The following is a 23,294-nucleotide window of genomic DNA, read 5'->3' on the forward strand; positions in this document are numbered from 1 at the left end:
GTCACAGCCCCGACGACCCGAACCTGTCGATGGGGCTGCACACACATGATCGAGGCAGTCGGCCTGACGAAGCGCTACGGCGCCAAGACAGCCGTGTACAACCTTTCCTTCCAGGTGCGTCCGGGCACGGTGACGGGCTTCCTCGGCCCCAACGGCTCCGGCAAGTCCACGACGATGCGCATGATCCTCGGGCTCGACGAGCCCACGGCGGGCCATGTGACCATCGGCGGCCACCCCTTCCGACAGCTTCCCAACGCCCCCCGGCAGGTCGGCGCGCTGCTCGACGCCAAGGCCGTGCACGGCGGACGCAGTGCGCGCAGCCACCTCCTGTCGCTGGCGCAGCTCTCCGGCATCCCCGCCCAGCGGGTCGACGAGGTGCTCGGGGTCGTCGGCCTCCAGGACGTCGCCAGGCGGCGCTCCAAGGGCTTCTCGCTCGGCATGGGCCAGCGCCTGGGCATCGCGGCGGCCCTCCTCGGCGACCCGCAGGTGCTGCTCTTCGACGAGCCGGTCAACGGCCTCGACCCGGAGGGCATCCTCTGGGTCCGCAACCTCATGAAGTCGCTGGCCGCGGAGGGCCGTACGGTCTTCGTCTCCAGCCACCTCATGAGCGAGATGGCGGTCACCGCCGACCATCTGATCGTGATCGGGCGCGGGCAGCTGCTCTCCGACATGAGCGTGAAGGACTTCATCTCGGCGAACTCCGCGGACTTCGCGCGGGTGCGTACGCCGCAGACCGAGCCGCAGCAGCGCGAGAAGCTGTCCTCCGTACTGACCGAGGCCGGCGGGCACGTCATGACCGAGCAGGACGGGGCGATGCGCGTCACCGGACTGCCGCTGCCGCGCATCAGCGACCTCGCGCACGACGCCGACGTACGGCTGTGGGAACTCTCGCCGCACCAGGCCTCGCTGGAAGAGGCGTACATGCGGATGACGCAGGGCGCCGTGGACTACCGCTCGACGGCCGACCAACTGGCCGGCTTCCAGCAGCCGCAGCAGCAGCCCGGCGGGTACGTCCAGCCCGTCGGCCAGCAGCACGGCTGGTACGCCCCGCCGCCGCCCCAGCCGGGCGGGCAGCCGCCCTTCGCCGGTGCCCCGCTGCCGGGTGGCGGCCCGGCACCCGCCACGGGCTACGCGGCGCCCGCCCAGGCGCCCGCGCCGGGCCACAACCCGTACGCGGCGCCTGCCGCCCCGGCGGCACCTCCCGCGCCGGCTTCCGCGCCGGCGCCCGCGCCCGCGCCTGCCCCCGACCTGACCAAGAGCGACAGCGACAGCCCCGAGGACGCCCGATGACGACCCCGACCCCGTATCAGCAGCAGGCCCCTCAGCAGTACCAGCAGCAGGGCGTCGCGTCGTACGTCTCACCGATCCCGGTGCGCAGGGCGACACTCGGGGACGCGCTCGCCTCCGAGTGGACGAAGATACGGTCGGTGCGCTCCACGATGTGGACGCTCGGCGTGATGATCGTGCTCGTGCTCGGCATCGGGCTGCTCTCGGCGGTGGCCGTCGGCTCGTCCGGCGCCTCCCTCGGTGAGACCCCGGTCCTGAGCCTCGGCTTCTTCGGCGTGCTGCTCGGCGCGATCCCGGTGATAACGCTCGGCGTGATGACCGTCGCGTCCGAGTACGGCACGGGAATGATCCGTACGACCCTCACGGCCTGCCCCAGCCGCTCCCGCGTGCTGACGGCCAAGGCGATCGTCTTCTTCGTGCTGGCCTTCGCCATCACGCTGGTGACCACCGCCATCGTCGGAGCGCTCCAGACGGCGATGCTGGACGGCGTCACGCCCACCGGCGAGGACTGGCTGCGCGCGACGCTCGGCGTCAGCCTCTACGTCGCGACGCTCGGCCTGCTGTCGCTCGCCATCGGCTCGCTCATCCGCCACTCGGCGGGCGCGATCACCATCATGATCGGCGTGGTGCTGCTGCCGCTGGTGCTGGCGATGTTCATGTTCTCCGAGACGCTGGCCGACCTTCAGCAGGCGCTCTTCGAGTACTCGATCCCCAACCAGCTCGGTGTCTTCTACGACGCCTCCGTCACCGACTCCGGACCGTCCGGATGGGACCCGCTGTGGATCCTGCTGGGCGTGACGGCCGTGGCGCTCGGCGGCGCCTTCCTCGCCCTGGAGAAGCGCGACGTCTGACCGCGTAGGCCGCGCCGGTCAGTACCGCGGTGCGTTACGGGACCGCTGCACCTTCGTGGTGCGGCGGTCTCGCGCGTTCCAGCAGGCCTTGTGCCAGTGTCTGCGGTCGTCGACCCCGCCGTACTCCGGCCAGGCCACCAGGTGCGGGACCCCCGACGGGATCTCCTGGTCGCAGCCCGGACAGCGGTAGCGCTTGCCGGCCGCGCTCGCCCCGGCGACGTGGCGCACCGACCACTCCTCGCCCTGCCACGACTCGGTGCTCTGAAGCCCGAACCTGTCTCCTTCCACGCCACTTCGGGACTCGGCCGGACTCTCGCCGCCCCTGGGGCGGTTGCGACGCGGGGACACCTGAAACCTCACGGGTCGGACGGCACTGGTTTCCCCAAGCCTAGGGCCATCCAGCAGGGGTACACGTCCCGCATCGCGTGCGTGACCGCCGCCCACCCGGCGCGGCTTACCGGAAAATCGCAACAACTTCGCGCGCGGCCGTGCCTTTGGCACGTGTCAGACGTTGTTGCCAATAAGGGGGATGCCGCGTCGGCCGCAAGGAGGCAATAGGCGATGCGTGTCGGAACGTTTGTACTGGCGGCCCAGTTCCCGGGCCAGGGCCAAGGGGAGGCACTGCACCGGGCAGTGCGGTCGGCCGAGGTCGCCGAGGAAGCCGGCCTTGACTCGGTCTGGCTCGCGGAGCACCACTTCGTACCGTACGGCGTGTGCCCCTCCGCTGTGACACTCGCCGCGCTGCTGCTCGGCCGCACCCGGCGCATCCGCGTGGGCACGGCGGTCAGCGTCCTGCCGACCGTGCACCCGGTCACCCTGGGCGAGCAGGCCGCGCTGCTGCACCTCACCTCCGGCGGGCGCTTCACGCTCGGCGTGGGGCGGGGCGGGCCGTGGGTGGACCTGGAGGTGTTCGGGCAGGGCCTTTCGGCGTACGAGCACGGGTTCCCCGAATCGCTGGACCTGCTGCTGCGCTGGCTGCGCGAACCGCGCGTCGAAGCGCGGGGCGAACGGTTCGACTTCCGCGAAGTCGCCGTCGTACCAAGGCCGGACGAGCTGCTGCGCGCGGATGGCGATGACCAGGAACCGGGCGGCCCCGAGGTCGTGATCGCATGTACCTCCCCCAAGAGCGTGCGGATGGCCGCCGAGCGCGGGCTGCCGATGCTGCTCGGCATGCACTGCGGCGACGAGGACAAGGCGGAGATGGTCGCGCTGTGGCGCAGGCTGGCACTCGCCGCCGGACATGAGCCGGAAACGGTCGCGCGGGCGGGTCATGTCTCGGCCGGAGTGGCTCAGATCGCGAACAGCGTGGCCGACGCCACGGAAACGCTGACGAAGGCCATGCCCGGCTGGCTCAAGCAGGGGCTCGACGCCCATGTGACGGTCGACGGGCGGCGGCGCGCGATGCGGGATCCGGTCGCGTACACGGAAATGCTGTGCGAACTGCATCCGGTGGGCCCGCCCGGGCTGGCCGCCGACCGGCTGGCGGCCACCGCCGAACGGACCGGGATCACGCGCTTCGCGCTGCTCGTCGAGGGGTCGGGCGATCTTGCGGCAACCGAGGAGAACGTACAGCTGCTGGGGTCCGAAGTGCTGCCCCTGCTGTCCTGATCATGTCGCACCGGCGGGACGCCGCCGCTCCGCATCAGTGCACCTCGCGCGATGCGGAGCGACGACAGCATTGCCTCAGCAGTCCCGCAGTGTCGGTGACTGGTTGAGCAACTGCCCCCTGATCGACGTGAAGCGGCTGAGCCGCTCGTCCGACGAGGAGTCCAGCGGGAACACCGCTACGCGGTGGCAGTTCTGGAATGCAAGACGTACGCCGAAGTGCCGCTGCAGCGCACCGCGAATCGCGTCACTCGCGAGTGCACGCAGCAGCTGACCACGTGCCTGCTCGTCCGGCGGAGGCGTCTGGTTGTCGGCGAACTCGCCACCGTCGACCTTCAGCTGTGCCACCAGAGAGCTGATCATCTCCCATGCGTAAGGCAGGGAGGTCCGGACGCAGTCGACGAATGCGGCTTCGTCGACATCGCCTCGCTCGGCCTGTTCCAACAGTGCCGGTGAGACGTCGAGCGACATGGGTTCTCCTCTCGCGACCCCGGGACCGGGGTCTTACGGGCAGGGAAGACGGACGACGACGCAGAGTGCACGTACGACGACCTCCTGCATCCAAGTTAAGCGTGCGATCCGGGCCGCACCAGGAGATTGGGAACACAACCAGCCAACAACGAACGGGGTCTTACTGGGCGAATCGCGTAGACCGATCGTCGTCGAGTAGCGTTGCGCCTCATGCGTCTCGTCATTGCCCGCTGCTCCGTGGACTACGCGGGCCGGCTCACCGCCCACTTGCCCTCCGCTCCCCGTCTGATCCTGGTGAAGGCGGACGGCAGCGTCTCGATCCACGCCGACGACCGGGCGTACAAACCGCTCAACTGGATGTCGCCGCCGTGCACCCTCAAGGAGGGCACGGGGGACGACGCCGGCACCTGGACGGTGATCAACAAGGCGGGCGAGAAATTGATCATTACCATGGAGGAAGTCCTCCACGACTCGTCCCACGAACTGGGCGTTGATCCAGGGCTGATCAAGGACGGCGTGGAAGCGCACCTCCAGGAGCTGCTCGCCGACCGTATCGACACGCTCGGCGAGGGTTACTCCCTGATCCGCCGCGAGTACCCCACGGCGATCGGCCCGGTGGACATCCTCTGCCGTGACGCGGACGGGGCGACGGTCGCGGTGGAGCTCAAGCGGCGCGGTGACATCGACGGCGTCGAGCAGCTCACCCGCTACCTGGAACTGCTGAACCGCGACCCGCACCTCGCGCCGGTGAAGGGCATCTTCGCGGCGCAGGAGATCAAGCCGCAGGCGCGCGTACTGGCGACGGACCGCGGGATCGGCTGCGTCGTCCTGGACTACAACGCGATGCGCGGCATCGAGGACGACAAGCTCCGCCTGTTCTGAGGGCGGGGGACTTTCCCCCGCCCCACCCCTGCCCGCTGTGACACTGCGCGGCTCCGCCGCGTGGGGGGGCGGGCGCCGCCCCAGCCCCCGGACGCCCTCGGGGGGCGTGTCCTCAAACGCCGGACGGCTGGGTGGTTACCGCAGGGCATGGCGGAACACCACCGCCAGCGCGGGGCGGGTTGTGCGGTCCTGGGCGCGGAACTCGCCCCTGCCCGGTGCCATCCAGCCCCTCCGGCGTTCGAGGAGCGGGGTCTGGGGCAGCGCCCCAGGCGGCGGAGCCGCACAATGTCACGGCCCGCTACTCCGCCGGGGAGCTGTTGCTGCCGTCGGTGGTCGTTCCGCCGTTCGTCGTGCCACCGTCCGTGGTTCCTCCGTTCGTCGTGCCCCCGTCCGTGGTGCCTCCGTCCGTGGTGCCTCCGTCCGTCGTGCCCCCGTCCGTGGTCCCCCCGTCGGAGGTGCCGCCGTCGGAGGTGCCTCCGTCCGACGTACCGCCCGTCGCGGTGGGGCCTCCGGTCGTCGGGCCGCCGGTCGTGGGACCGCCCGTGGTCGGGCCGCCCGTCGTCGGACCACCCGTCGTCGGGCCTCCGGTGGTGGGACCGCCGGTCGTGGGGCCGCCCGTGGTCGGACCACCCGTGGTCGGACCGCTCGTCGTTGGATCGTCCGAGGTCGGCGGCTTGCTGCCCGGCGACGACGAATCGCCGTCCGACGGCTTGCCGCTCTTCGACGGATCGCCCACAGCCCCGCTGCCGCCGCTCTCGCCCGGCTGGGGCTGTCCCGACGTACCGGGACCCGTCGGACGGCCCGGATCGCCCGGGCGCTTGGTCGAGCCCTGGGTCGGCTCGTCGGCCGGCAGGCCGTCCTGCCCCGCGTCCTCGTTGGCGGACTGCTCGGAGGTGACCCTGTTCGTCGGCCCGTCGTCGTCCGAGGCCGCGCCGAGCGTCACCACAGTGCCGAGTACGGCGACCAGGAGCGCGCCCGCGCCCGCCGCGACCATGTTGCGCCGGGCGCCTGTGAGCATGGCGAGAGGGCCACGGCCACCAGCGCCGCCGGTCTCCGCCGAACGGTGGGTGACCAACGTGCTTTGCTCGCCCGCCCGTTCGGGCCTCACCGGCAGCGACGTGGGTACGACCGCCGTCGGTACGCCACCGGGCGGCGACGCCGACTCCTCGTACCGAGCCGCCGGCACCTCCTCCCCCGCGGGCGTACGACCGCCGAGCACAAGCCCACCCGCGACCACACCCGCACCCGCAACCGCACCGGAGCGGTCCGCGACCAGCGCCAGCGCCCTGCGTCCGGCGACCGTGCCGCTCTTGTCGGCCAGGGCGCCGCGCATGGCGACGGACGCCTCCAGCTCGGCGCGGGCCCGGTCCAGATTGCCCGTACAGAGCGCGAGGACACCCAACTCGTGGTGGAAGTACGCCTCTTCGGCGACCTCCCCCGCGATGCGCGCGGCCTCAAGCCCCGTGCGCAGCGCCCGCTCCCACGCACCCCAGCACAGCCCGGCGGCGAACGCGGGCGCCGCCGTACGGGCCAGCAGGACGGCGGCGCTCGCGTGCCCCGCCTCCGTGCCCGGCACCAGCGCGCCCATCGTCGCCACAATCGCGTCGGCCTCCGCGACCACCCGCTCCGGCGAGACCGAGGGATGCCCCGTCCACCAGGCGTAGTGCTGCGCGGCCGCGTGCGCCTGCTCCGTCACGTCGTCCGCGAACCCGGCGGCCTCCAGCTGTACGGCCACCCCCGCCGCCAGCCGGAAACGTCCCCCGGCCGGTGAGAGCAGCCCGCAGCTCATCAGCTCACCGAGCGCGGCGTCCGCGTGGGTGTCGCCCACGAGGGCCGGCAGGTGCGCCTGGTGCGGGACCTCGCCGCCGAGCGCGATGGCGAAGCGCAGGGTGGCGCGGGCGGACTCGCTCAGCCTGGACGCGAGCAGCGCCGCCGGCATCGCTCCCTCGGCGAGCGACGGCAGGGGTACGTCGTGACCGTCCTCCGCGTCGAAGGGCGCGTCGAACGGCTGCTCGTGGAAGTACCCGGACTCGTCGAAGGCGTGAGGGTCCGCGCGAAGCTGGTCGCGCTGCCGCAGCAGCGCACCCGCCTGCGTGAAGCGCAGCGGCAGCCCCTCGGACTCGAACCACAGGTCGCCCGCCCAGTTCGCCTCGTCCTCGGTGAGCGGGCGGTCCACGGCCCGCTCCAGGAGCTCCAGGCTGGCGCTGCGGCCGAGGCCGCCGAGGAACACCTCCTCGATGTGCGAATCGGGCGAGGGAGCGGCGACGCCGGGCGTCGCGGCGAGCAGGAAGGCGCACTCGGGGGTGGCCTCCAGCAGCTCCTCCAGCGCCGCCCCGCCGAACTCCAGGTCGTCGAGGACGACGACGGCTCCGATGTCGTGGACCAGGGCGAGCAGCCCCGCCCGGTCCGGGCGGTGCAGCGGCGCGCTGTACACGGCGGCGAACAGGTCGTGGAGCAGTTCCTCGGGCGTGCGGTGGGCTCCGCAGAGCCGTACGACTCCGTCGGGTGCCAGGTCCGCGCAGTCGGCGGCGACGGCGTCGAGCAGCGCCGTACGCCCGGATCCCGACGGCCCCGTCAGCCGCACGGAGCGGCCGCGGGCGAGCAGCCGTACGAGCCTCTCGCGCTCCTCCTGACGCTCCAGGAGCGGAAGGTCGGGCACCACGGGCCCGGGCGGGATGGGCGGCCTGGCCGCGCGCGCCAGCTCGGCACGGTCGTCGGCGCTGTGCCTGACCGGCTGCGAAGGCCGCTCGCCTGGCGGGCAGACTTCGATCTCGCTGCCGTCGACAGGGTTGACGGTGAGCAGGAAGTCGCCCGCGACGACCTGCACCGTGCGGGCGGGTGCCGACGTGGTCGGACCGCTCCCCTTGATCTGGCTGCTCTGCTTGCCCTGGCTGCTCGGCGCGGGCGCCGGCGCCGGCTCGTCCCGTGGTGACCGGCGCGATCCGTCACCGGTGTCGCTTTCGCCGAATCGGTCCTCGTCATGGCCGTACTCTTCCGGTCCCCGGTTCATCGGGTCCATGGTCAAGCCCCCCAGATGCGTCGCGTGTCGGATGCCCCTCCCGGCCTTTCACACGCCCGCTGTCGCTTCTGGTCCGGTGCCCGCCGTACTCGGGTTCGTCAATCGGCAGGCGACCGAACCCTAGACCTTCGCACAGTATCCGGGAACAGGAGGGGTGCCGCCCCGTCCGGGACGTCACAGTCTCGTGAGGATTGTGCGGCCACCGTACGGATCGCGCCGGTTCGCGCCGGTGCTGTGCCGTCGCTGTGCCGGCACTGTGCCGTCGTTGCCGTGGCTGCCGCTCAGACCCGCGGCAACGCCTCGGCGGCGATGCCGCCCTCGATGGCGAGGATGCGGTGCAGCCTGGTCGCCACCAGCAGGCGCTGCATCTGGGCCGGTACGCCGCGCAGCACGAGCCGGCGGCCCGCCCGACCGGCCCGCCGGTGGGCGCCCATGATCACGCCCAGTCCGGTGGCGTCCCAGGAATCCAGCTCGGTCAGGTCCAGCACCAGATCGCCGACACCGTCGTCGACGGCCGAGTGCAGGACCGTACGGGCGTCCGCCGCGCTGCGGACGTCGAGGCGGCCCCCGACGACCAGCTCGACGTGGTCGCCCCTGATGTGCATATGCGCTCCCCGAGAGTGCGTCAGTTCTCCGTGTCTTGCTTTCTTCCTTGCACCCAACTGACTACCGTGCGGGCAAAGAAGTTGCCGTCCGTAAGCGAACCGATACCGAATTCACCCCTGGGAGTGACCCCAGGGGCTGACGCGGCGTCAGTGCTTGTAGAAGCCCTGCCCGCTCTTGCGCCCGATGTCACCGGCATCAACCATCCGGCGCATCAGCTCCGGCGGCGCGAACTTCTCGTCCTGCGACTCCGTGTAGATGTTGCTGGTCGCGTGCAGCAGGATGTCGACGCCGGTGAGGTCCGCGGTGGCGAGCGGGCCCATGGCGTGCCCGAAGCCCAGCTTGCAGGCGATGTCGATGTCCTCGGCCGAGGCGACGCCCGACTCGTACAGCTTGGCCGCCTCGACCACGAGGGCCGAGATGAGGCGGGTGGTGACGAAGCCGGCCACATCGCGGTTGACGACGATGCAGGTCTTGCCGACGGACTCGGCGAACTCCCGCGTGATGGCGAGCGTTTCGTCGCTGGTCTTGTAGCCGCGTACGAGCTCGCAGAGCTGCATCATCGGTACGGGCGAGAAGAAGTGCGCGCCGACGACCCGCTCCGGACGCTCCGTCACGGCCGCGATCTTGGTGATCGGGATGGCGGAGGTGTTCGACGCGAGCACCGCGTCCGGCCGGACGATCTTGTCGAGCGCGCGGAAGATCTCGTGCTTGACCTCAAGCTTCTCGAAGACGGCTTCGACGACGATGTCGGCATCGGCGACCGCGTCGAGATCGGTGGTCGTGGTGATGCGGCCGAGCGCCGCCTCGGCGTCCGCGGCGTCCAGCTTCCCCTTGGACACGAACTTGTCGTACGAGGCCTTGATGCCGTCACGGCCGCGGGTCAGCGCGGCGTCGGTGACGTCGCGCAGGACGACGTCCCAGCCCGCCTGCGCCGAGACCTGCGCGATACCGGACCCCATGAGTCCGGCTCCGATGACGGCGAGCTTCCTGGCCACGACACACCCCTTGATTCCTTTGGCCTCAACACCTGTTTACTTCAGGCTCTCCGGCGGAGATTAGCGCCCGTGAGGGGCCGAGTGGCGGCGAAGAGATGCGCGTCACGTCCCAGATGGCGGACATCACACCGGTACGCCGCATTCGGGGCCCGTACCGCGTAGTTGAGCCCTGCGATCAGGGCGCCGACGAGCGAGACACGGGTGGCCGCCGTGACGGTGGGCACACGGGCCTGCCGGAAGGCCGGGTCGTAACTAGGCTGGCAGCATGGTCAATCTGACGCGCATCTATACCCGTACCGGCGACAAGGGCACCACTGCCCTGGGTGACATGAGCCGCACCGCCAAGACCGATCTGCGGATCGCGGCGTACGCCGACGCGAACGAGGCGAATGCCGCCATCGGGACGGCGATCGCGCTGGGGCAGCTCGACGAGGCGGTCGTGAAGGTCCTCGTCCGGGTCCAGAACGACCTCTTCGACGTGGGCGCGGATCTGTCGACGCCGGTCGTCGAGGACCCGAAGTACCCGCCGCTGCGTGTGGAGCAGGCGTACATCGACAAGCTGGAGGCGGACTGCGACCGGTTCCTGGAGGAGCTGGAGAAGCTGCGGAGCTTCATCCTTCCGGGGGGTACGCCGGGGGCGGCGCTGCTGCATCAGGCGTGCACGGTGGTGCGGCGGGCGGAGCGGTCGACGTGGGCGGCGTTCGAGGTCCACGGCGAGGTCATGAACCCGCTCACGGCGACATACCTGAACCGCCTGTCCGACCTCCTGTTCATCCTGGCCAGGGTGGCCAACAAGGAGCTGGGGGATGTGCTGTGGGTACCGGGCGGCGAGCGGTAGGGGCCGCGCGCCTGCGGCGGGCCTTTTGCCCTCCCCGCCCCTTCCCGAACCGGGGGCACGCACCCAGGCCCCCGGACGCCTGGCGGGCGTGACCTCAAACGCGGGCCGGGCCGGACTTTGCTGAGCGCGGCACCAATGTGCCGCGCTCAGCGGGCGCATCCCCGCTTGCGGACGCAGCCCCGCGCAGCGGCACCCCGCCCCCTCACCCCGCCTATCCCACCCGCTCCTGCTCCCGCTTCGGGAACACCGTGTACGTCCCCGCGATGATCGCGTTGACGCCGATCACGAAGAGCATCTTCTGCTGCCACATCCGCAGCGGCCCGATCTCCCCGCCCCCGCCCACGTACCAGATCGCCACCTGAAGCAGCCCCATCGCGATCCCCGCCGCCAGCATCCACCGCGCCGCGACCTTCCACTCGTGCACCGCCCGCGCCGTCCCGTACTTCGGCGGCCGCACCGGCGCGGGCCCGCACGCGAAGCGGTGGGCGAACCAGGCGTCGGCCCACTTGACGGCGCGACGGCCGAACGCGACCGTGAAGCCGATGTAGACGGCCGCCAGACCGTGCTTCCAGTCCGGCTCGGCGCCGTTCTTCAGGTCGACGGCCGTGACGACCAGCAGCACGACCTCCAGCAGCGGCTCCATGAGCAGCACGGCAGCCCCGGCGCGCGGCATCTTCGCCAGGTAGCGCAGGGCCAGGCCCCCGGCCAGCAGTACCCAGAAGCCGACTTCGCAGATGATGATCAGCATGACGATCACGGTGTTCACTCTCCTCCCGTTACGCTCCCCACCCTCCCGTCCGCGACGCCGCGAATCGTCGTCGCCAGTGACGAACCGGCACTGCATCCTTCGATGTAGCCCCGGCTCACCCCGCGCGGGGAGGACGAGCCGGTCCGCGCCCTGTTGGATGGTGACGTGACCCGCTTCCCGCGCCCGCACCGCGACGGCGTCCTCCTCGCGGTGACCGGCCTGCTCGGCGGAGTCCTGCTGTGGGGCCTCGGGCTGCACACCACGGCCTTCCGCGACCTCATGCCGTCCTGGGTGACTCTCGTACCGCTCGCGGTGATGGCCTTCCTGGAGCTGCTGCGCCGGTCGTGTCCCCGTACGGCGCTGCTCATCGGCACGGCCGCCGTGATCGCGGACCAGTTCACCCACGGCAATCTGGTGACCGTCCTGATGTACACGGACCTGATGTACGCCGCCGTGGTGTACGGAACGCCCGGCGCGGCCCGCCGGATCCCTGTCATCACCGGCTGGATCACCGTCGCCATGACGATCGCCGCCCTGGCGTGGCTGCGCCGCCCGGAAGCGCTGCTCATCGGCGTCGTCACCGGCCTGGTCTCCTTCGCGCCCGCCCTCACCGGCGCCACCCTGCGCAACCACCGCGAGGCGGCGGAGGCGGCCCGGCTGCGTGCCGAACAGACCGCGCTGCTCGCCGAGATCGACCGCGGTCAGGCCATCGCGGCCGAGCGGTCCCGGATGGCCCGTGAGCTGCACGACATGGTGGCCAACAACCTGTCCGCCATCGCGATTCACTCCACGGCCGCGCTGTCCATCGCCGACCCGAAGGCGTCGGCGGACGCGCTCGCCGTCATCCGTGAGAACAGCGTCCAGGGCCTGTCCGAGATGCGCAGGCTGATCGGTCTGCTCCGCGACAGCAGCGGCGACCAGGAGCCGGCCGTCGCCCCGTCGCTCGACGGACTCGACGCCCTCATCGGCCAGGCCCGTACGGTCGGCGCCGACAGCGGGCTCGTCTTCGTCCTCGACGACGGCCGCACGCCGGGCGGCCGGCTCCCCCCGCCGATCGAGATGGCCGCGTACCGGATCGTCCAGGAGTCCCTCACCAACGCGCTCAAGCACGCCTCCCCCGGCACGGTCACCGTGACGCTCGCGTACACCGACCACACGCTGAGGGTGGGCGTGACCAGCCCGTGCGGCGAGCGGCCCGGCCCGCGCGCGCCCGGTTCCGGCGCGGGTCTGGTGGGGATGCGGGAGCGGGTGTCGCTGCTCGACGGGTCTCTGGAGGCGGGCCCCGTCACCGCGGCGGACGGAACGAAGATCTGGCAAGTACGGGCGCAACTGCCCGCAGAGGACGATACGGAGCTGTCCGCATGACGATTCGCGTGCTGGTCGCGGAAGACCAGTCGGCCGTACGGGCGGGCCTGGTGCTCATCCTGAACAGTGCCCCGGACATCGAGGTGGCCGGTGAGGCCGCGGACGGCGAGGCGGCGGTCGCCTTGGCGCGCGAGCTGCGCCCGGACCTGGTGCTGATGGACGTACAGATGCCGCGTCTGGACGGGGTGTCGGCGACGCGGCAGGTGGTGGCGGAGCAGCTCGCCGATGTCCTGATGCTGACGACTTTCGATCTCGACGAGTACGTTTTCGGGGCGCTGCGCGCGGGGGCCGCGGGCTTTCTGCTGAAGAACACCGAGGCGAAGGACCTGATCGAGGCGGTACGGACCGTGGCGCGCGGCGAGGGGCTGATCGCTCCCGCCGTCACGCGCCGGCTGATCGCGGAGTTCGCCTCGCCCGCGCCCGTACGGTCCGCGAACGCGCCCGGTCCCGAGGCGCTGGAGTCGCTGACCCGGCGCGAGCGCGAGGTGCTGTCGTGTCTCGGGGAGGGGCTGTCGAACGCGGAGATCGCCCGGCGCCTGAGCATGGCCGAGGCCACGGTGAAGACCCATGTGAGCCGCCTGCTGGGGAAGCTGGAGCTGCGCAGCCGGGTGCAAGCGGCCGTACTCGCTCAGGAGTTGGGGCTCTGACGGGCGGATGTCCCCCAGGCAACGGTCTCGCGGACTCCTCTGGTCCAGACCTCTTGACGATTGGTCCAGACCTTCCTACGCTCACCGCACCGCAGTGGTGAGCGAGTCATGTCAAGAGAGCTCGCCCAGCGGCGCAGGTCCTATCCCCGTTCACCGCCGGACCTCTCTCTTGGGAGCACCCTTGAGTACAACCACCCCCCTGCGCACCCGCTTCAGAACCAGAGCGGCAGCCGGTCTCACCGCGCTGATCGTCCCGCTCGCCGCCATGGTCGGCCTCGCCTCCCCCGCACAGGCCGCCGCGTCCGCGACCGCCTCGTACACCAAGGTCTCCGACTGGGGCACCGGCTTCGAGGGCAAGTGGACGGTGAAGAACACCGGCACCACCACCCTCAGCACCTGGACCGTGGAGTGGGACTTCCCCGCCGGTACGTCCGTCACCTCCGCCTGGGACGCCGACGTCACCAACTCGGGCAACCACTGGACCGCCAAGAACAAGAGCTGGGGCGGAAACCTCGCCCCCGGCGCCAGCGCGTCCTTCGGCTTCAACGGCACCGGCACCGGCTCCCCCAGCGGCTGCAAGCTCAACGGCGGCTCCTGCGACGGCGGTTCCGTGCCGGGTGACACCCCGCCGACCGCGCCCGGCACCCCCTCCGCGAGCACCATCACCGACACGTCGGTGAAGCTCTCCTGGACGGCGGCCACCGACGACAAGGGCGTCAAGAACTACGACGTACTGCGCGACGGCGCCAAGGTCGCCACGGTCACCACCACGTCGTACACGGACAGCGGTCTCAGCGCCGGCACCGACTACTCCTATACCGTCCAGGCGCGTGACACCGCCGACCAGACGGGCCCGGTCAGCGGCGCCCGCGCGGTCAGGACCACCGGCGGCGGCACCGACCCGGGCCCCGGCCCCGGCGACCAGGTCAAGCTCGGCTACTTCACCGAGTGGGGCATCTACGGACGCAACTACCACGTGAAGAACCTGGACACCTCGGGCTCCGCCGCGAAGATCACGCACATCAACTACTCGTTCGGCAACGTCCAGGGTGGCAAGTGCACCATGGGCGACAGCTTCGCGGCGATCGACAAGGCGTACACCGCCGACCAGAGCGTCGACGGCAAGGCCGACACCTGGGACCAGCCGCTGCGCGGCAACTTCAACCAGCTGCGCAAGCTCAAGGCGAAGTACCCGCACATCAAAGTGCTGTGGTCGTTCGGCGGCTGGACCTGGTCCGGCGGCTTCACCGAGGCCGTCAAGAACCCGGCCGCGTTCGCCGACTCCTGTTACAAGCTGGTGGAGGACCCGCGCTGGGCCGACGTCTTCGACGGCATCGACCTCGACTGGGAGTACCCGAACGCCTGCGGTCTGTCCTGCGACACCAGCGGCCCGGCCGCGTTCAAGAACATGATGCAGGCGATGCGCGGCAAGTTCGGCACGAACAACCTGGTCACCGCCGCGATCACCGCCGACGCCTCGTCCGGCGGCAAGATCGACGCCACCGACTACGCCGGAGCGGCCGCGTACTCCGACTGGTACAACGTGATGACGTACGACTTCTTCGGCGCCTGGGCGGCGAAGGGCCCGACGGCCCCGCACTCCCCGCTGACGTCGTACCCGGGCATCCCGCAGGCCGGCTTCAACTCGGCCGAGGCCATCGCCAAGCTCAAGGCGAAGGGCGTGCCCGCCAAGAAGCTGCTGCTCGGCATCGGCTTCTACGGGCGCGGCTGGACCGGCGTCACGCAGAAGGAGCCGGGCGGCACCGCGACCGGCGCCGCAGCCGGTACGTACGAGTCCGGCATCGAGGACTACAAGGTCCTCAAGACCAAGTGCCCCGCCAATGGGACGGTCGCCGGCACGGCGTACGCCCACTGCGGGACCGACTGGTGGAGCTACGACACCCCCGCCACCATCGGCTCCAAGATGAGCTGGGCGAAGGGGCAGGGCCTGGGAGGCGCCTTCTTCTGGGAGTTCAGCGGTGACACCGCCCATGGCGAGCTGGTGACCGCGATCAACAACGGTCTGAAGTAGCTCCGCCGTAGTAAAGATCCGCAGCATAAAGGCTTGAAATAGTCGGGGGGACGGGTGATGACCCGCCCCCCCGACTACTTCTTCACGTCTGCGCGGCTACGCCACGTTGACGCGCTGGCCCGGAGGCGCGGCCTCCAGCCAGGCGAGGAAACCGGTGAGAGCGTCCTCGCTCATCGCCAGCTCCAGCCGCGTACCGCGATGCGCGCACACGAGGATAGAGGCGTCGGACAACAGCGCCAGCTCCTCCTCGCCCTCGGGGGCGCGGCGCGAGAGCACCTCGATCGCCGAGCGTTCGAGGACGCGGCGCGGGCGGGGCGCGTACGAGAAGACGCGAAACCAGTCGATGCGGTCGCCGCTGTAGCGGGCGACGCCGTACACCCAGCCCTTGCCCGAGCGGTCGGGTTCCTCGGGGACGTTCCAGCGCAGACTGCAGTCGAAGGTGCCGCCGGAGCGCTGGATCAGCCGCCGGCGCAGTCCGAAGACGAACAGTCCCACCAGTACCAGCGCGACTACCGAGCCGCTCACGAGCAGAGCGAGGAACATCTCCACCGACCTCCTCGCATCATCCAGTGCCAGTACCAGTAACGGAACGAAAGTGCCCCGATGTATCGCTTCAGCCGCGACCCGCCCTGGAGAGTCCAGTACGGGCCGCGGCTGAAGTCAAACTCGTCGTCGCGGGACTCAGTGTCCCGCAACCGCGCGCAGTCGGACGGCGGCGCGGCGCTCGGCGGCGGCATCCGCCTCCGCCTTCGCCCGCTCCAGCGCCCGCTCGGCGCGCGCGGGGTCGATCTCGTCCGCCAGCTCGGCGATCTCCGCGAGCAGAGACAACTTGTTGTCGGCGAAAGAGATGAACCCGCCGTGCACCGCGGCGACGACAGTGCCGCCGTCGCTCGTACGAATGGTCACCGGGCCCGACTCCAGCACGCCAAGGAGCGGCTGGTGACCGGGCATGACGCCGATGTCGCCGGACGTGGTCCGCGCGACGACCAGGGAGGCCTCGCCGGACCAGACGTTACGGTCCGCCGCGACCAGCTCGACGTGCAGCTCAGCAGCCAAGGTGGCTCCTCGGGTCACCACCCGGCGGTTGTGCCGGGTGTTGGGTCAATTCTAGGGGGCGTACGGAGAGGGGCGGGACGCACCCGCCCCTCTCCCACGAGTCACGTGAGTCACTTCGACTCGCGCGGCTCACTGCGTTCAGGAGACGCCGAGCTCCTTGGCCTTGGCCTTGAGGTCGTCAATGCCACCGCACATGAAGAACGCCTGCTCGGGGAAGTGGTCGTAGTCACCGTCGCAGATCGCGTTGAACGCGGCGATCGACTCGTCGAGCGGAACGTCCGAACCGTCCAGGCCGGTGAACTGCTTGGCGGCGTGGGTGTTCTGCGACAGGAAGCGCTCGACGCGACGGGCACGGTGGACAACGAGCTTGTCCTCCTCGCCCAGCTCGTCGATACCGAGGATCGCGATGATGTCCTGGAGGTCCTTGTACTTCTGCAGGATTCCCTTGACGCGGCTGGCCGCGTCGTAGTGGTCCTGCGTGATGTAGCGCGGGTCCAGGATGCGGGACGTCGAGTCCAGCGGGTCGACCGCCGGGTAGATGCCCTTCTCCGAGATCGGACGCGACAGAACGGTCGTCGCGTCCAGGTGGGCGAAGGTGGTCGCCGGCGCCGGGTCGGTCAGGTCGTCCGCGGGGACGTAGATCGCCTGCATCGAGGTGATCGAGTGACCACGCGTCGAGGTGATGCGCTCCTGGAGCACACCCATCTCGTCAGCCAGGGTCGGCTGGTAACCCACCGCGGACGGCATACGGCCGAGCAGCGTGGAGACCTCGGAACCGGCCTGGGTGAAGCGGAAGATGTTGTCGATGAAGAGCAGCACGTCCTGCTTCTGCACATCGCGGAAGTACTCCGCCATGGTCAGGGCGGACAGGGCGACGCGCAGACGCGTGCCCGGCGGCTCGTCCATCTGGCCGAAGACCAGCGCGGTCTTGTCCAGAACACCCGAGTCGGTCATCTCGTCGATGAGGTCGTTGCCCTCACGCGTGCGCTCACCGACACCGGCGAACACCGAGACACCCTCGTGCAGCTTCGCCACACGCATGATCATTTCCTGGATGAGGACCGTCTTGCCGACGCCCGCACCACCGAACAGACCGATCTTTCCACCCTTGACGTACGGGGTGAGAAGGTCGACGACCTTCAGGCCGGTCTCGAACATCTCGGTCTTGGACTCGAGCTGGTCGAAGGCCGGGGCCTTGCGGTGGATCGGCCAGCGCTCAGTGATCTGAGCCTCGGCCTCCGGCTCGTTCAGGATCTGACCAAGGGTGTTGAACACCTTGCCCTTGGTGATGTCACCGACGGGGACGGTGATGCCCGCGCCCGTGTCGGTCACCGGGGCCTGGCGGACCAGACCGTCGGTGGGCTGCATCGAGATCGCGCGGACGAGGCCCTCACCCAGGTGCTGGGCGACCTCGAGGGTCAGCAGCTTGCGCGCGCCCTCCTCGGCCGGGTCGTCAACCGATACGTGCAGTGCGTTGTAGATCTCCGGCATCGCGTCGACGGGGAACTCCACGTCGACGACCGGGCCGATGACCCGGGCGACGCGGCCCGTGGCGGCGGCCGTCTCAACAGTGGTCGTCATTACTTGTCACTCCCCGCGGTCGCGTCGGCCAGAGCGCTGGCGCCACCGACGATCTCGCTGATTTCCTGGGTGATTTCGGCCTGGCGGGCCGCGTTGGCAAGCCGGGAGAGGCTCTTGATGAGATCCCCGGCGTTGTCGGTCGCCGACTTCATCGCACGACGGCGGGCGGCGTGCTCGGAAGCGGCGGCCTGCAGCAGTGCGTTGTAGATACGGCTCTCGACGTAGCGCGGCAGCAGGGCGTCGAGGACGTCCTCCGCCGACGGCTCGAAGTCGAACAGCGGAAGGATCTCGCCCTTACCACCGTCCTCCTCCTGAGCCTTGTCGAGCGAGAGCGGCAGCATCCGGTTGTCCACCGGGTTCTGCGTCATCATCGACACGAATTCCGTGAAGACGATGTGCAGCTCGTCCACACCGCCCTCGGCCGTCTCCGTCTGGATGGCCTCGATCAGCGGTGCGGCAACCATCTTGGCGTCCGCGTAGGTCGGGCTGTCGGTGAAGCCGGTCCACGCTTCCGCGACCTTGCGCTCGCGGAAACCGTAGTAGGCGACACCCTTGCGGCCGACGATGTACGTGTCGACCTCCTTGCCCTCACCGCTGAGCCGCTCACGGAGCCGCTCCGCCGCCTTGATGGCGTTGGAGGAGTAGCCGCCGGCCAGACCGCGGTCGCTCGTGACGAGCAGAACCGCGGCGCGGGTCGGCGCCTCGACCTCGGTGGTCAGGGGGTGCTGGGTGGTGGAGCCGGTCGCCACCGCGGTCACCGCACGGGTGAGCTCGGTCGCGTACGGCATCGATGCCGCCACCCTGCGCTGCGCCTTGACGATGCGCGAGGCGGCGATCATCTCCATCGCCTTGGTGATCTTCTTGGTCGCGGTGACGGCTTGGATGCGACGCTTGTAGACCCGGAGCTGCGCTCCCATGAGTCAGGTCCCTTCCGTCGTCACTTGGAGACGTTGACGGCCGGCGCGTCCTCGCCCAGGAGCTGTCCGTCCGAGGTCTCGAACTGACGCTTGAAGGCCGCGATGGCATCGGCGACGGACTGCAGCGTGTCGTCCGACATCTTGCCGCCCTCGCGGATCGAGGTGAGGAGCTCCTTGCGCTCGCGGCGCAGGTACTCCAGCAGCTCGCCCTCGAACCGGCGGATGTCCTCGACCGGTACGTCGTCCATCTTGCCGGTCGTGCCGGCCCAGACGGAGACAACCTGCTCCTCGACCGGGAACGGCGCGTACTGCGGCTGCTTCAGCAGCTCGACCATGCGCTTACCGCGCTCCAGCGACGCCTTGGAGGCCGCGTCCAGGTCGGAACCGAAGGCGGCGAACGCCTCCAGCTCGCGGTACTGGGCGAGGTCCACGCGCAGTCGGCCGGAAACCTGCTTCATGGCCTTGTGCTGGGCGGAGCCACCGACACGCGAGACCGAGATACCGACGTTCAGCGCCGGGCGCTGGCCCGCGTTGAACAGGTCGGACTCCAGGAAGCACTGGCCGTCGGTGATGGAGATGACGTTGGTCGGAATGAACGCCGACACGTCGTTCGCACGGGTCTCGACGATCGGAAGACCGGTCATCGAACCGGCGCCCATGTCGTCCGAGAGCTTCGCGCAGCGCTCGAGCAGACGCGAGTGCAGGTAGAAGACGTCGCCCGGGTAGGCCTCGCGGCCCGGCGGACGGCGCAGCAGCAGCGACACGGAGCGGTAGGCGTCGGCCTGCTTCGACAGGTCGTCGAAGATGATCAGGACGTGCTTGCCGGCGTACATCCAGTGCTGGCCGATGGCCGAACCGGTGTACGGGGCGAGGTACTTGAAGCCGGCCGGGTCGGAAGCCGGGGCGGCGACGATCGTCGTGTACTCGAGCGCGCCCGCCTCCTCCAGCGCACCGCGAACGGACGCGATGGTGGAGCCCTTCTGGCCGATGGCGACGTAGATGCAGCGCACCTGCTTGTTCACGTCGCCCGAGCGCCAGTTGTCGCGCTGGTTGATGATCGTGTCGACGGCCAGAGCGGTCTTGCCGGTCTGACGGTCACCAATGATCAGCTGACGCTGGCCACGGCCGATCGGCACCATCGCGTCGACGGCCTTGTAGCCGGTCTGCATCGGCTCGTGGACCGACTTGCGGACCATGACGCCGGGGGCCTGCAGTTCGAGGGCGCGACGGCTTTCGGTCGCGATCTCGCCGAGACCGTCGATCGGGTTGCCGAGCGGGTCGACGACGCGGCCGAGGTAACCCTCGCCGACGCCGACGGAGAGCACCTCACCGGTGCGCTGCACCGGCTGGCCCTCCTCGATACCGCTGAACTCGCCGAGGACGATCGCACCGATCTCCCGCTCCTCGAGGTTGAGGGCGAGACCGAGGGTGCCGTCCTCGAACTTCAGCAGCTCGTTCGCCATGGCCGAGGGAAGACCCTCGACCTTCGCGATGCCGTCGCCGGCAACGCTTACCGTTCCGACCTCCTCGCGCGAGGCCGCGTCCGGCTGGTACGACTGGACAAAGTTCTCCAGCGCGTCCCGGATCTCCTCCGGCCGGATCGTGAGCTCCGCCATCTGGGTTCCCTGCTCTCCTTGTTGGGCCCGAAGTTCTTGGGGGTCTGGGGGCCGTCCCCCAGGAATCTTCTGCAATCTCTGCACGGCCCAACCGGGCCGCTAGTGATACGTGTTCAGTTGCTGGCTGGTCAGCCGGCCATGCGGCGGGTCGCCTCTTCGAGACGGTCCGCGATGGTGCCGTTGATGACCTCATCACCGACCTGTACCTGGATCCCGCCGAGGACCGCGGGGTCCACTTCGAGGTTCAGGTGCATCTGGCGTCCGTACAGCTTCGCCAGTGCGGCGCCGAGGCGCTGCTTCTGCTGGTCGGTGAGCGGCACCGCCGTGGTGACGACGGCGACCATGCGGTCGCGGCGCGCCGCGGCGAGCTTGGACAGGGACTCGAGTCCCGCCTCCAGGCTACGTCCACGCGGTTGAACCACGAGACGCACGACCAGACGCTCGGTGACCGGCTGGGCCTTTCCGCCGAGCAGGCTGCGCAGCAGCTCACTCTTGGCGGACACGGAAGCCGACCTGTCGGTCAGCGCGGCCCGCAGCCCGGTGTCGGACGCGACGATCCGGCCGAACCGGAAGACCTCGTCCTCCACGTCGTCGAGCGTGCCGGCCTGCTGCGCCGCGGTGAGGTCGGCGGTGTCCGCCAGCTCCTCGATCGCGTCGACCAGGTCACGCGACCGCGACCAGCGGGTGCGGACCATGCCGGAGACCAGGTCGGCGGCTTCGCCACCCACCTGACCGCTCAGCAGTCGCGCGGCCAGCTGGGCCTTGGCCTCGCCGGCCTGCGCCGGGTCGGTCAGGACCCGGCGCAGCGACACCTCGCGGTCGAGCAGCGCGGTAACGGCGGCCAGGTCGCCCGCGAGCTTCGTCGCGTCGACCGACGTGTTGTCGGTCAGCGCGTCGAGACGCTCACGTGCGGTGGCCAGTGCCTCGCGGCTCGCTCCGTTCATCGGGCGGCCTCGGCCTTCTCCTCGAGCTCGCTGAGGAAACGGTCGATGGTGCGGCTCTGCCGGGCGTGGTCCTCGAGGGACTCGCCGACGAGCTTGCCGGCCAGGTCGGTGGCGAGCTTGCCCACGTCCTGACGCAGCGACTGTGCGGCCTGCTTGCGGTCCGCCTCGATCTGGGCGTGGCCTGCGGCGATGATTTCCTCGCGCTGGCGCTGACCCTCTGCCCGAAGTTCTTCCTTCAGGACAGTGCCCTGTTCCAGCGCCTCCTGGCGCAGGCGGGCGGCCTCGTGGCGGGCCTCGGCGAGCTGAGCCTTGTACTGCTCAAGCACGCTCTGGGCCTCGGTCTGAGCTGCATCGGCCTTCTCGATGCCGCCCTCGATCGCCTCGCGACGCTCGTCCAGGACCTTGTTGATGGCCGGGAGGAGCTTCTTGGCGAGGAAGAAGAAGACGACGGCGAAGGCAAGCAGCCCGACGACGAACTCTGGACCGGGCGGAACGAGGGGATTCTGCTCCTCGGTCGCCGCCAATACCAGCGCGTTCACATCAGTGCCTTTCGTCGAAAAGATCTACGGGGGTGAAGATCACTGACCGTAGACGAACGGCATGACGATGCCGATCAGGGCCAGCGCCTCACAGAAGGCGAAGCCGAGGATCTGGTTGGCGCGGATCAGGCCGGCGGCCTCGGGCTGGCGGGCCAGGGCCTGGGTGCCGTTGCCGAAGATGATGCCGACGCCGACGCCGGGGCCGATGGCGGCGAGGCCGTAACCGATGGAGCCGAGGGAGCCGGTGACGGCAGCAAGGGTCTCAGTGGCAGCCATGCTGATTCTTCCTTCTCTGTACGGACCGGTGGGGGTTGGCCACCGGACGATGGGGGTGGTACTGGGCAGGCGCTGGTCAGTGGTGCTTGGCGAGCGCGCCCTGGATGTAGGTGCAGGCCAGGAGTACGAAGACGTACGCCTGCACAAGCTGCACGAAGAGCTCGAAGACGATCATGACGATGGTCATGACGAACGAGACCCCTGCGGCCGGGACCATCCAGCTGTTCAGCAGGTACCAGCTGGAGACGGTGAACATCACCAGCAGGAGGTGACCGGCGAACATGTTCGCGAACAGTCGGACCATGTGCGTGAACGGCCGGACGAGTACGTTCGAGAAGAACTCGATGACCATGACGAGCGGCAGTACGGCACCGAGCGACTTGTCGTAGCCGGTGACGTTCTTCAGTCCGCCGACGAAACCGTGCGTGCGGAACGTCAGCGACATCCACAGCAGGTAGACGATGAGCGCCAGAGCGGCCGGGAAGGCGATGACCGAGCTCACCGGGAACTGCATGAGCGGGATGACCGACCAGATGTTCATGATCCAGATGAAGAAGAACAGCGACACCATCAGTGGCACGTACTTCTCACCGTCCCTCTTGCCGAGGGTCTCGTAGACGATGCCGCGGCGTACGAAGTCGTAGCCCGCCTCGCCGATCATCTGAAGCTTGCCCGGCACGAGCTTGGGCTTGCTGAACGCCGCCCAGAAGAAGCCGACGACCAGGACGGTCGAAATCAGCGCCAGAAGCATCGGCTTGTTGAACTCGTAGCCACCGACGGTGAACATCGGCTTGAAGAGAAAGGAGTGCAGGCCCGGGGCCGGGAATCCACAGCCGTTGTCGGCGAGGATGCGGCAGCTCCAATCGAAGGCGAGCGTCGTCTTTTCAGCACTCACCGCGGGCTCCTTCAGCGTGGCGCATAGGTACGGCAACCTCGTTGTGTCGGCGCGGCAAGCGGCCGCGGTTCGGCACTGGACTGGTGTAACGGATGTGGGGGCGGCTGTCAGGCATTGAGCCTCG

The 23,294-nt window shown here is 69.7% G+C and carries 23 protein-coding genes; 8 read left to right on the plus strand and 15 right to left on the minus strand.

Annotated elements, in window-relative coordinates:
• The first annotated feature begins 45 nt into the window (after positions 1-45).
• Positions 46-1,290, plus strand: a complete 1,245-nt coding sequence (locus tag G412_RS0117295) for an ABC transporter ATP-binding protein (protein WP_028813191.1) — start codon at positions 46-48, stop codon at positions 1,288-1,290.
• Positions 1,287-2,138, plus strand: a complete 852-nt coding sequence (locus tag G412_RS0117300) for an ABC transporter permease (protein ID WP_028813192.1) — start codon at positions 1,287-1,289, stop codon at positions 2,136-2,138. The genes G412_RS0117295 and G412_RS0117300 overlap by 4 nt, the downstream gene beginning before the upstream one ends.
• 18 nt (positions 2,139-2,156) lie before the next feature.
• Here G412_RS0117300 and G412_RS0117305 read toward each other — a convergent pair whose 3' ends face one another.
• Complete coding sequence (locus G412_RS0117305) at positions 2,157-2,486, minus strand: hypothetical protein (protein WP_028813193.1); 330 nt, start codon at positions 2,484-2,486, stop codon at positions 2,157-2,159.
• A gap of 213 nt (positions 2,487-2,699) precedes the next feature.
• Between G412_RS0117305 and G412_RS0117310 the strand changes: the two genes are divergently transcribed.
• A complete protein-coding gene (locus G412_RS0117310; protein WP_028813194.1) occupies positions 2,700-3,746 on the plus strand; it encodes an LLM class flavin-dependent oxidoreductase in 1,047 nt (348 codons plus the stop codon).
• A gap of 75 nt (positions 3,747-3,821) precedes the next feature.
• On the opposite strand, the gene G412_RS0117315 is transcribed toward G412_RS0117310, so the two are convergent.
• Positions 3,822-4,214, minus strand: a complete 393-nt coding sequence (locus G412_RS0117315) for an SCO5389 family protein (protein ID WP_028813195.1) — start codon at positions 4,212-4,214, stop codon at positions 3,822-3,824.
• Between the two features lie 210 nt (positions 4,215-4,424).
• On the opposite strand from G412_RS0117315, the gene nucS reads away from it, so the two are divergent.
• The gene (nucS, locus tag G412_RS0117320) at positions 4,425-5,096 is read left to right on the plus strand and encodes an endonuclease NucS (RefSeq protein ID WP_028813196.1); all 672 of its coding nucleotides are present in this window, start codon (positions 4,425-4,427) and stop codon (positions 5,094-5,096) included.
• Positions 5,097-5,394: 298 nt separating this feature from the next.
• On the opposite strand, the gene G412_RS34850 is transcribed toward nucS, so the two are convergent.
• The 3 genes from G412_RS34850 to G412_RS0117335 all read right to left on the minus strand — a co-directional run bounded on the left by G412_RS34850 (position 5,395) and on the right by G412_RS0117335 (position 9,716).
• Positions 5,395-8,115 carry an ATP-binding protein gene (locus tag G412_RS34850; protein ID WP_037649102.1) on the minus strand — a complete coding sequence of 907 codons (2,721 nt, stop codon included), beginning with the start codon at positions 8,113-8,115 and terminating at the stop codon, positions 5,395-5,397.
• 281 nt (positions 8,116-8,396) lie between these two features.
• Positions 8,397-8,720 carry an STAS domain-containing protein gene (locus tag G412_RS0117330; RefSeq protein WP_028813197.1) on the minus strand — a complete coding sequence of 108 codons (324 nt, stop codon included), beginning with the start codon at positions 8,718-8,720 and terminating at the stop codon, positions 8,397-8,399.
• Positions 8,721-8,867: 147 nt separating this feature from the next.
• On the minus strand, positions 8,868-9,716 hold the full coding sequence (locus G412_RS0117335; protein ID WP_028813198.1) for a 3-hydroxyacyl-CoA dehydrogenase family protein: 849 nt from the start codon (positions 9,714-9,716) through the stop codon (positions 8,868-8,870).
• 265 nt (positions 9,717-9,981) lie between these two features.
• Here G412_RS0117335 and G412_RS0117340 point away from each other — a divergent pair, with 265 nt between their 5' ends.
• The gene (locus tag G412_RS0117340; RefSeq protein ID WP_028813199.1) at positions 9,982-10,554 is read left to right on the plus strand and encodes a cob(I)yrinic acid a,c-diamide adenosyltransferase; all 573 of its coding nucleotides are present in this window, start codon (positions 9,982-9,984) and stop codon (positions 10,552-10,554) included.
• Positions 10,555-10,765: 211 nt separating this feature from the next.
• Here the strand turns inward: G412_RS0117340 and G412_RS0117345 are convergent, their stop codons facing one another.
• A complete protein-coding gene (locus tag G412_RS0117345; RefSeq protein ID WP_028813200.1) occupies positions 10,766-11,311 on the minus strand; it encodes a hypothetical protein in 546 nt (181 codons plus the stop codon).
• A 156-nt stretch (positions 11,312-11,467) separates the two neighbouring features.
• Between G412_RS0117345 and G412_RS0117350 the strand changes: the two genes are divergently transcribed.
• The 3 genes from G412_RS0117350 to G412_RS0117360 all read left to right on the plus strand — a co-directional run bounded on the left by G412_RS0117350 (position 11,468) and on the right by G412_RS0117360 (position 15,346).
• Positions 11,468-12,667: a sensor histidine kinase gene (locus G412_RS0117350; RefSeq protein WP_244283056.1), complete on the plus strand. Its 1,200-nt coding sequence runs from the start codon at positions 11,468-11,470 to the stop codon at positions 12,665-12,667.
• Positions 12,664-13,314, plus strand: coding sequence for a response regulator (locus G412_RS0117355; protein ID WP_028813202.1), 651 nt, complete (start codon positions 12,664-12,666; stop codon positions 13,312-13,314). The genes G412_RS0117350 and G412_RS0117355 overlap by 4 nt, the downstream gene beginning before the upstream one ends.
• Before the next feature lie 181 nt (positions 13,315-13,495).
• Entirely contained in the window at positions 13,496-15,346 is a 1,851-nt protein-coding gene (locus tag G412_RS0117360) for a glycoside hydrolase family 18 chitinase (protein WP_028813203.1), read from the plus strand.
• A gap of 96 nt (positions 15,347-15,442) precedes the next feature.
• On the opposite strand, the gene G412_RS0117365 is transcribed toward G412_RS0117360, so the two are convergent.
• The 9 genes from G412_RS0117365 to atpB all read right to left on the minus strand — a co-directional run bounded on the left by G412_RS0117365 (position 15,443) and on the right by atpB (position 23,170).
• A complete protein-coding gene (locus G412_RS0117365; protein ID WP_028813204.1) occupies positions 15,443-15,889 on the minus strand; it encodes a DUF2550 domain-containing protein in 447 nt (148 codons plus the stop codon).
• 138 nt (positions 15,890-16,027) lie between these two features.
• Positions 16,028-16,402, minus strand: a complete 375-nt coding sequence (locus G412_RS0117370; RefSeq protein WP_028813205.1) for a F0F1 ATP synthase subunit epsilon — start codon at positions 16,400-16,402, stop codon at positions 16,028-16,030.
• A gap of 138 nt (positions 16,403-16,540) precedes the next feature.
• A complete protein-coding gene (gene atpD, locus G412_RS0117375) occupies positions 16,541-17,983 on the minus strand; it encodes a F0F1 ATP synthase subunit beta (protein WP_028813206.1) in 1,443 nt (480 codons plus the stop codon).
• Positions 17,983-18,900: a F0F1 ATP synthase subunit gamma gene (locus G412_RS0117380; protein WP_028813207.1), complete on the minus strand. Its 918-nt coding sequence runs from the start codon at positions 18,898-18,900 to the stop codon at positions 17,983-17,985. Before G412_RS0117380 ends, atpD begins: the two co-directional genes overlap by 1 nt.
• 20 nt (positions 18,901-18,920) lie before the next feature.
• Entirely contained in the window at positions 18,921-20,516 is a 1,596-nt protein-coding gene (atpA, locus tag G412_RS0117385) for a F0F1 ATP synthase subunit alpha (RefSeq protein WP_028813208.1), read from the minus strand.
• A gap of 128 nt (positions 20,517-20,644) precedes the next feature.
• A complete protein-coding gene (locus G412_RS0117390) occupies positions 20,645-21,460 on the minus strand; it encodes a F0F1 ATP synthase subunit delta (protein WP_028813209.1) in 816 nt (271 codons plus the stop codon).
• Positions 21,457-21,999 carry a F0F1 ATP synthase subunit B gene (locus tag G412_RS0117395; protein ID WP_028813210.1) on the minus strand — a complete coding sequence of 181 codons (543 nt, stop codon included), beginning with the start codon at positions 21,997-21,999 and terminating at the stop codon, positions 21,457-21,459. Before G412_RS0117395 ends, G412_RS0117390 begins: the two co-directional genes overlap by 4 nt.
• A 39-nt stretch (positions 22,000-22,038) precedes the next feature.
• Positions 22,039-22,275 carry an ATP synthase F0 subunit C gene (gene atpE / locus G412_RS0117400; protein ID WP_028813211.1) on the minus strand — a complete coding sequence of 79 codons (237 nt, stop codon included), beginning with the start codon at positions 22,273-22,275 and terminating at the stop codon, positions 22,039-22,041.
• A gap of 76 nt (positions 22,276-22,351) precedes the next feature.
• On the minus strand, positions 22,352-23,170 hold the full coding sequence (gene atpB, locus G412_RS0117405) for a F0F1 ATP synthase subunit A (RefSeq protein WP_028813212.1): 819 nt from the start codon (positions 23,168-23,170) through the stop codon (positions 22,352-22,354).
• Positions 23,171-23,294 lie beyond the last annotated feature (124 nt).

This window comes from Streptomyces flavidovirens DSM 40150 (assembly GCF_000429085.1).
Lineage (GTDB): Bacteria > Actinomycetota > Actinomycetes > Streptomycetales > Streptomycetaceae > Streptomyces > Streptomyces flavidovirens.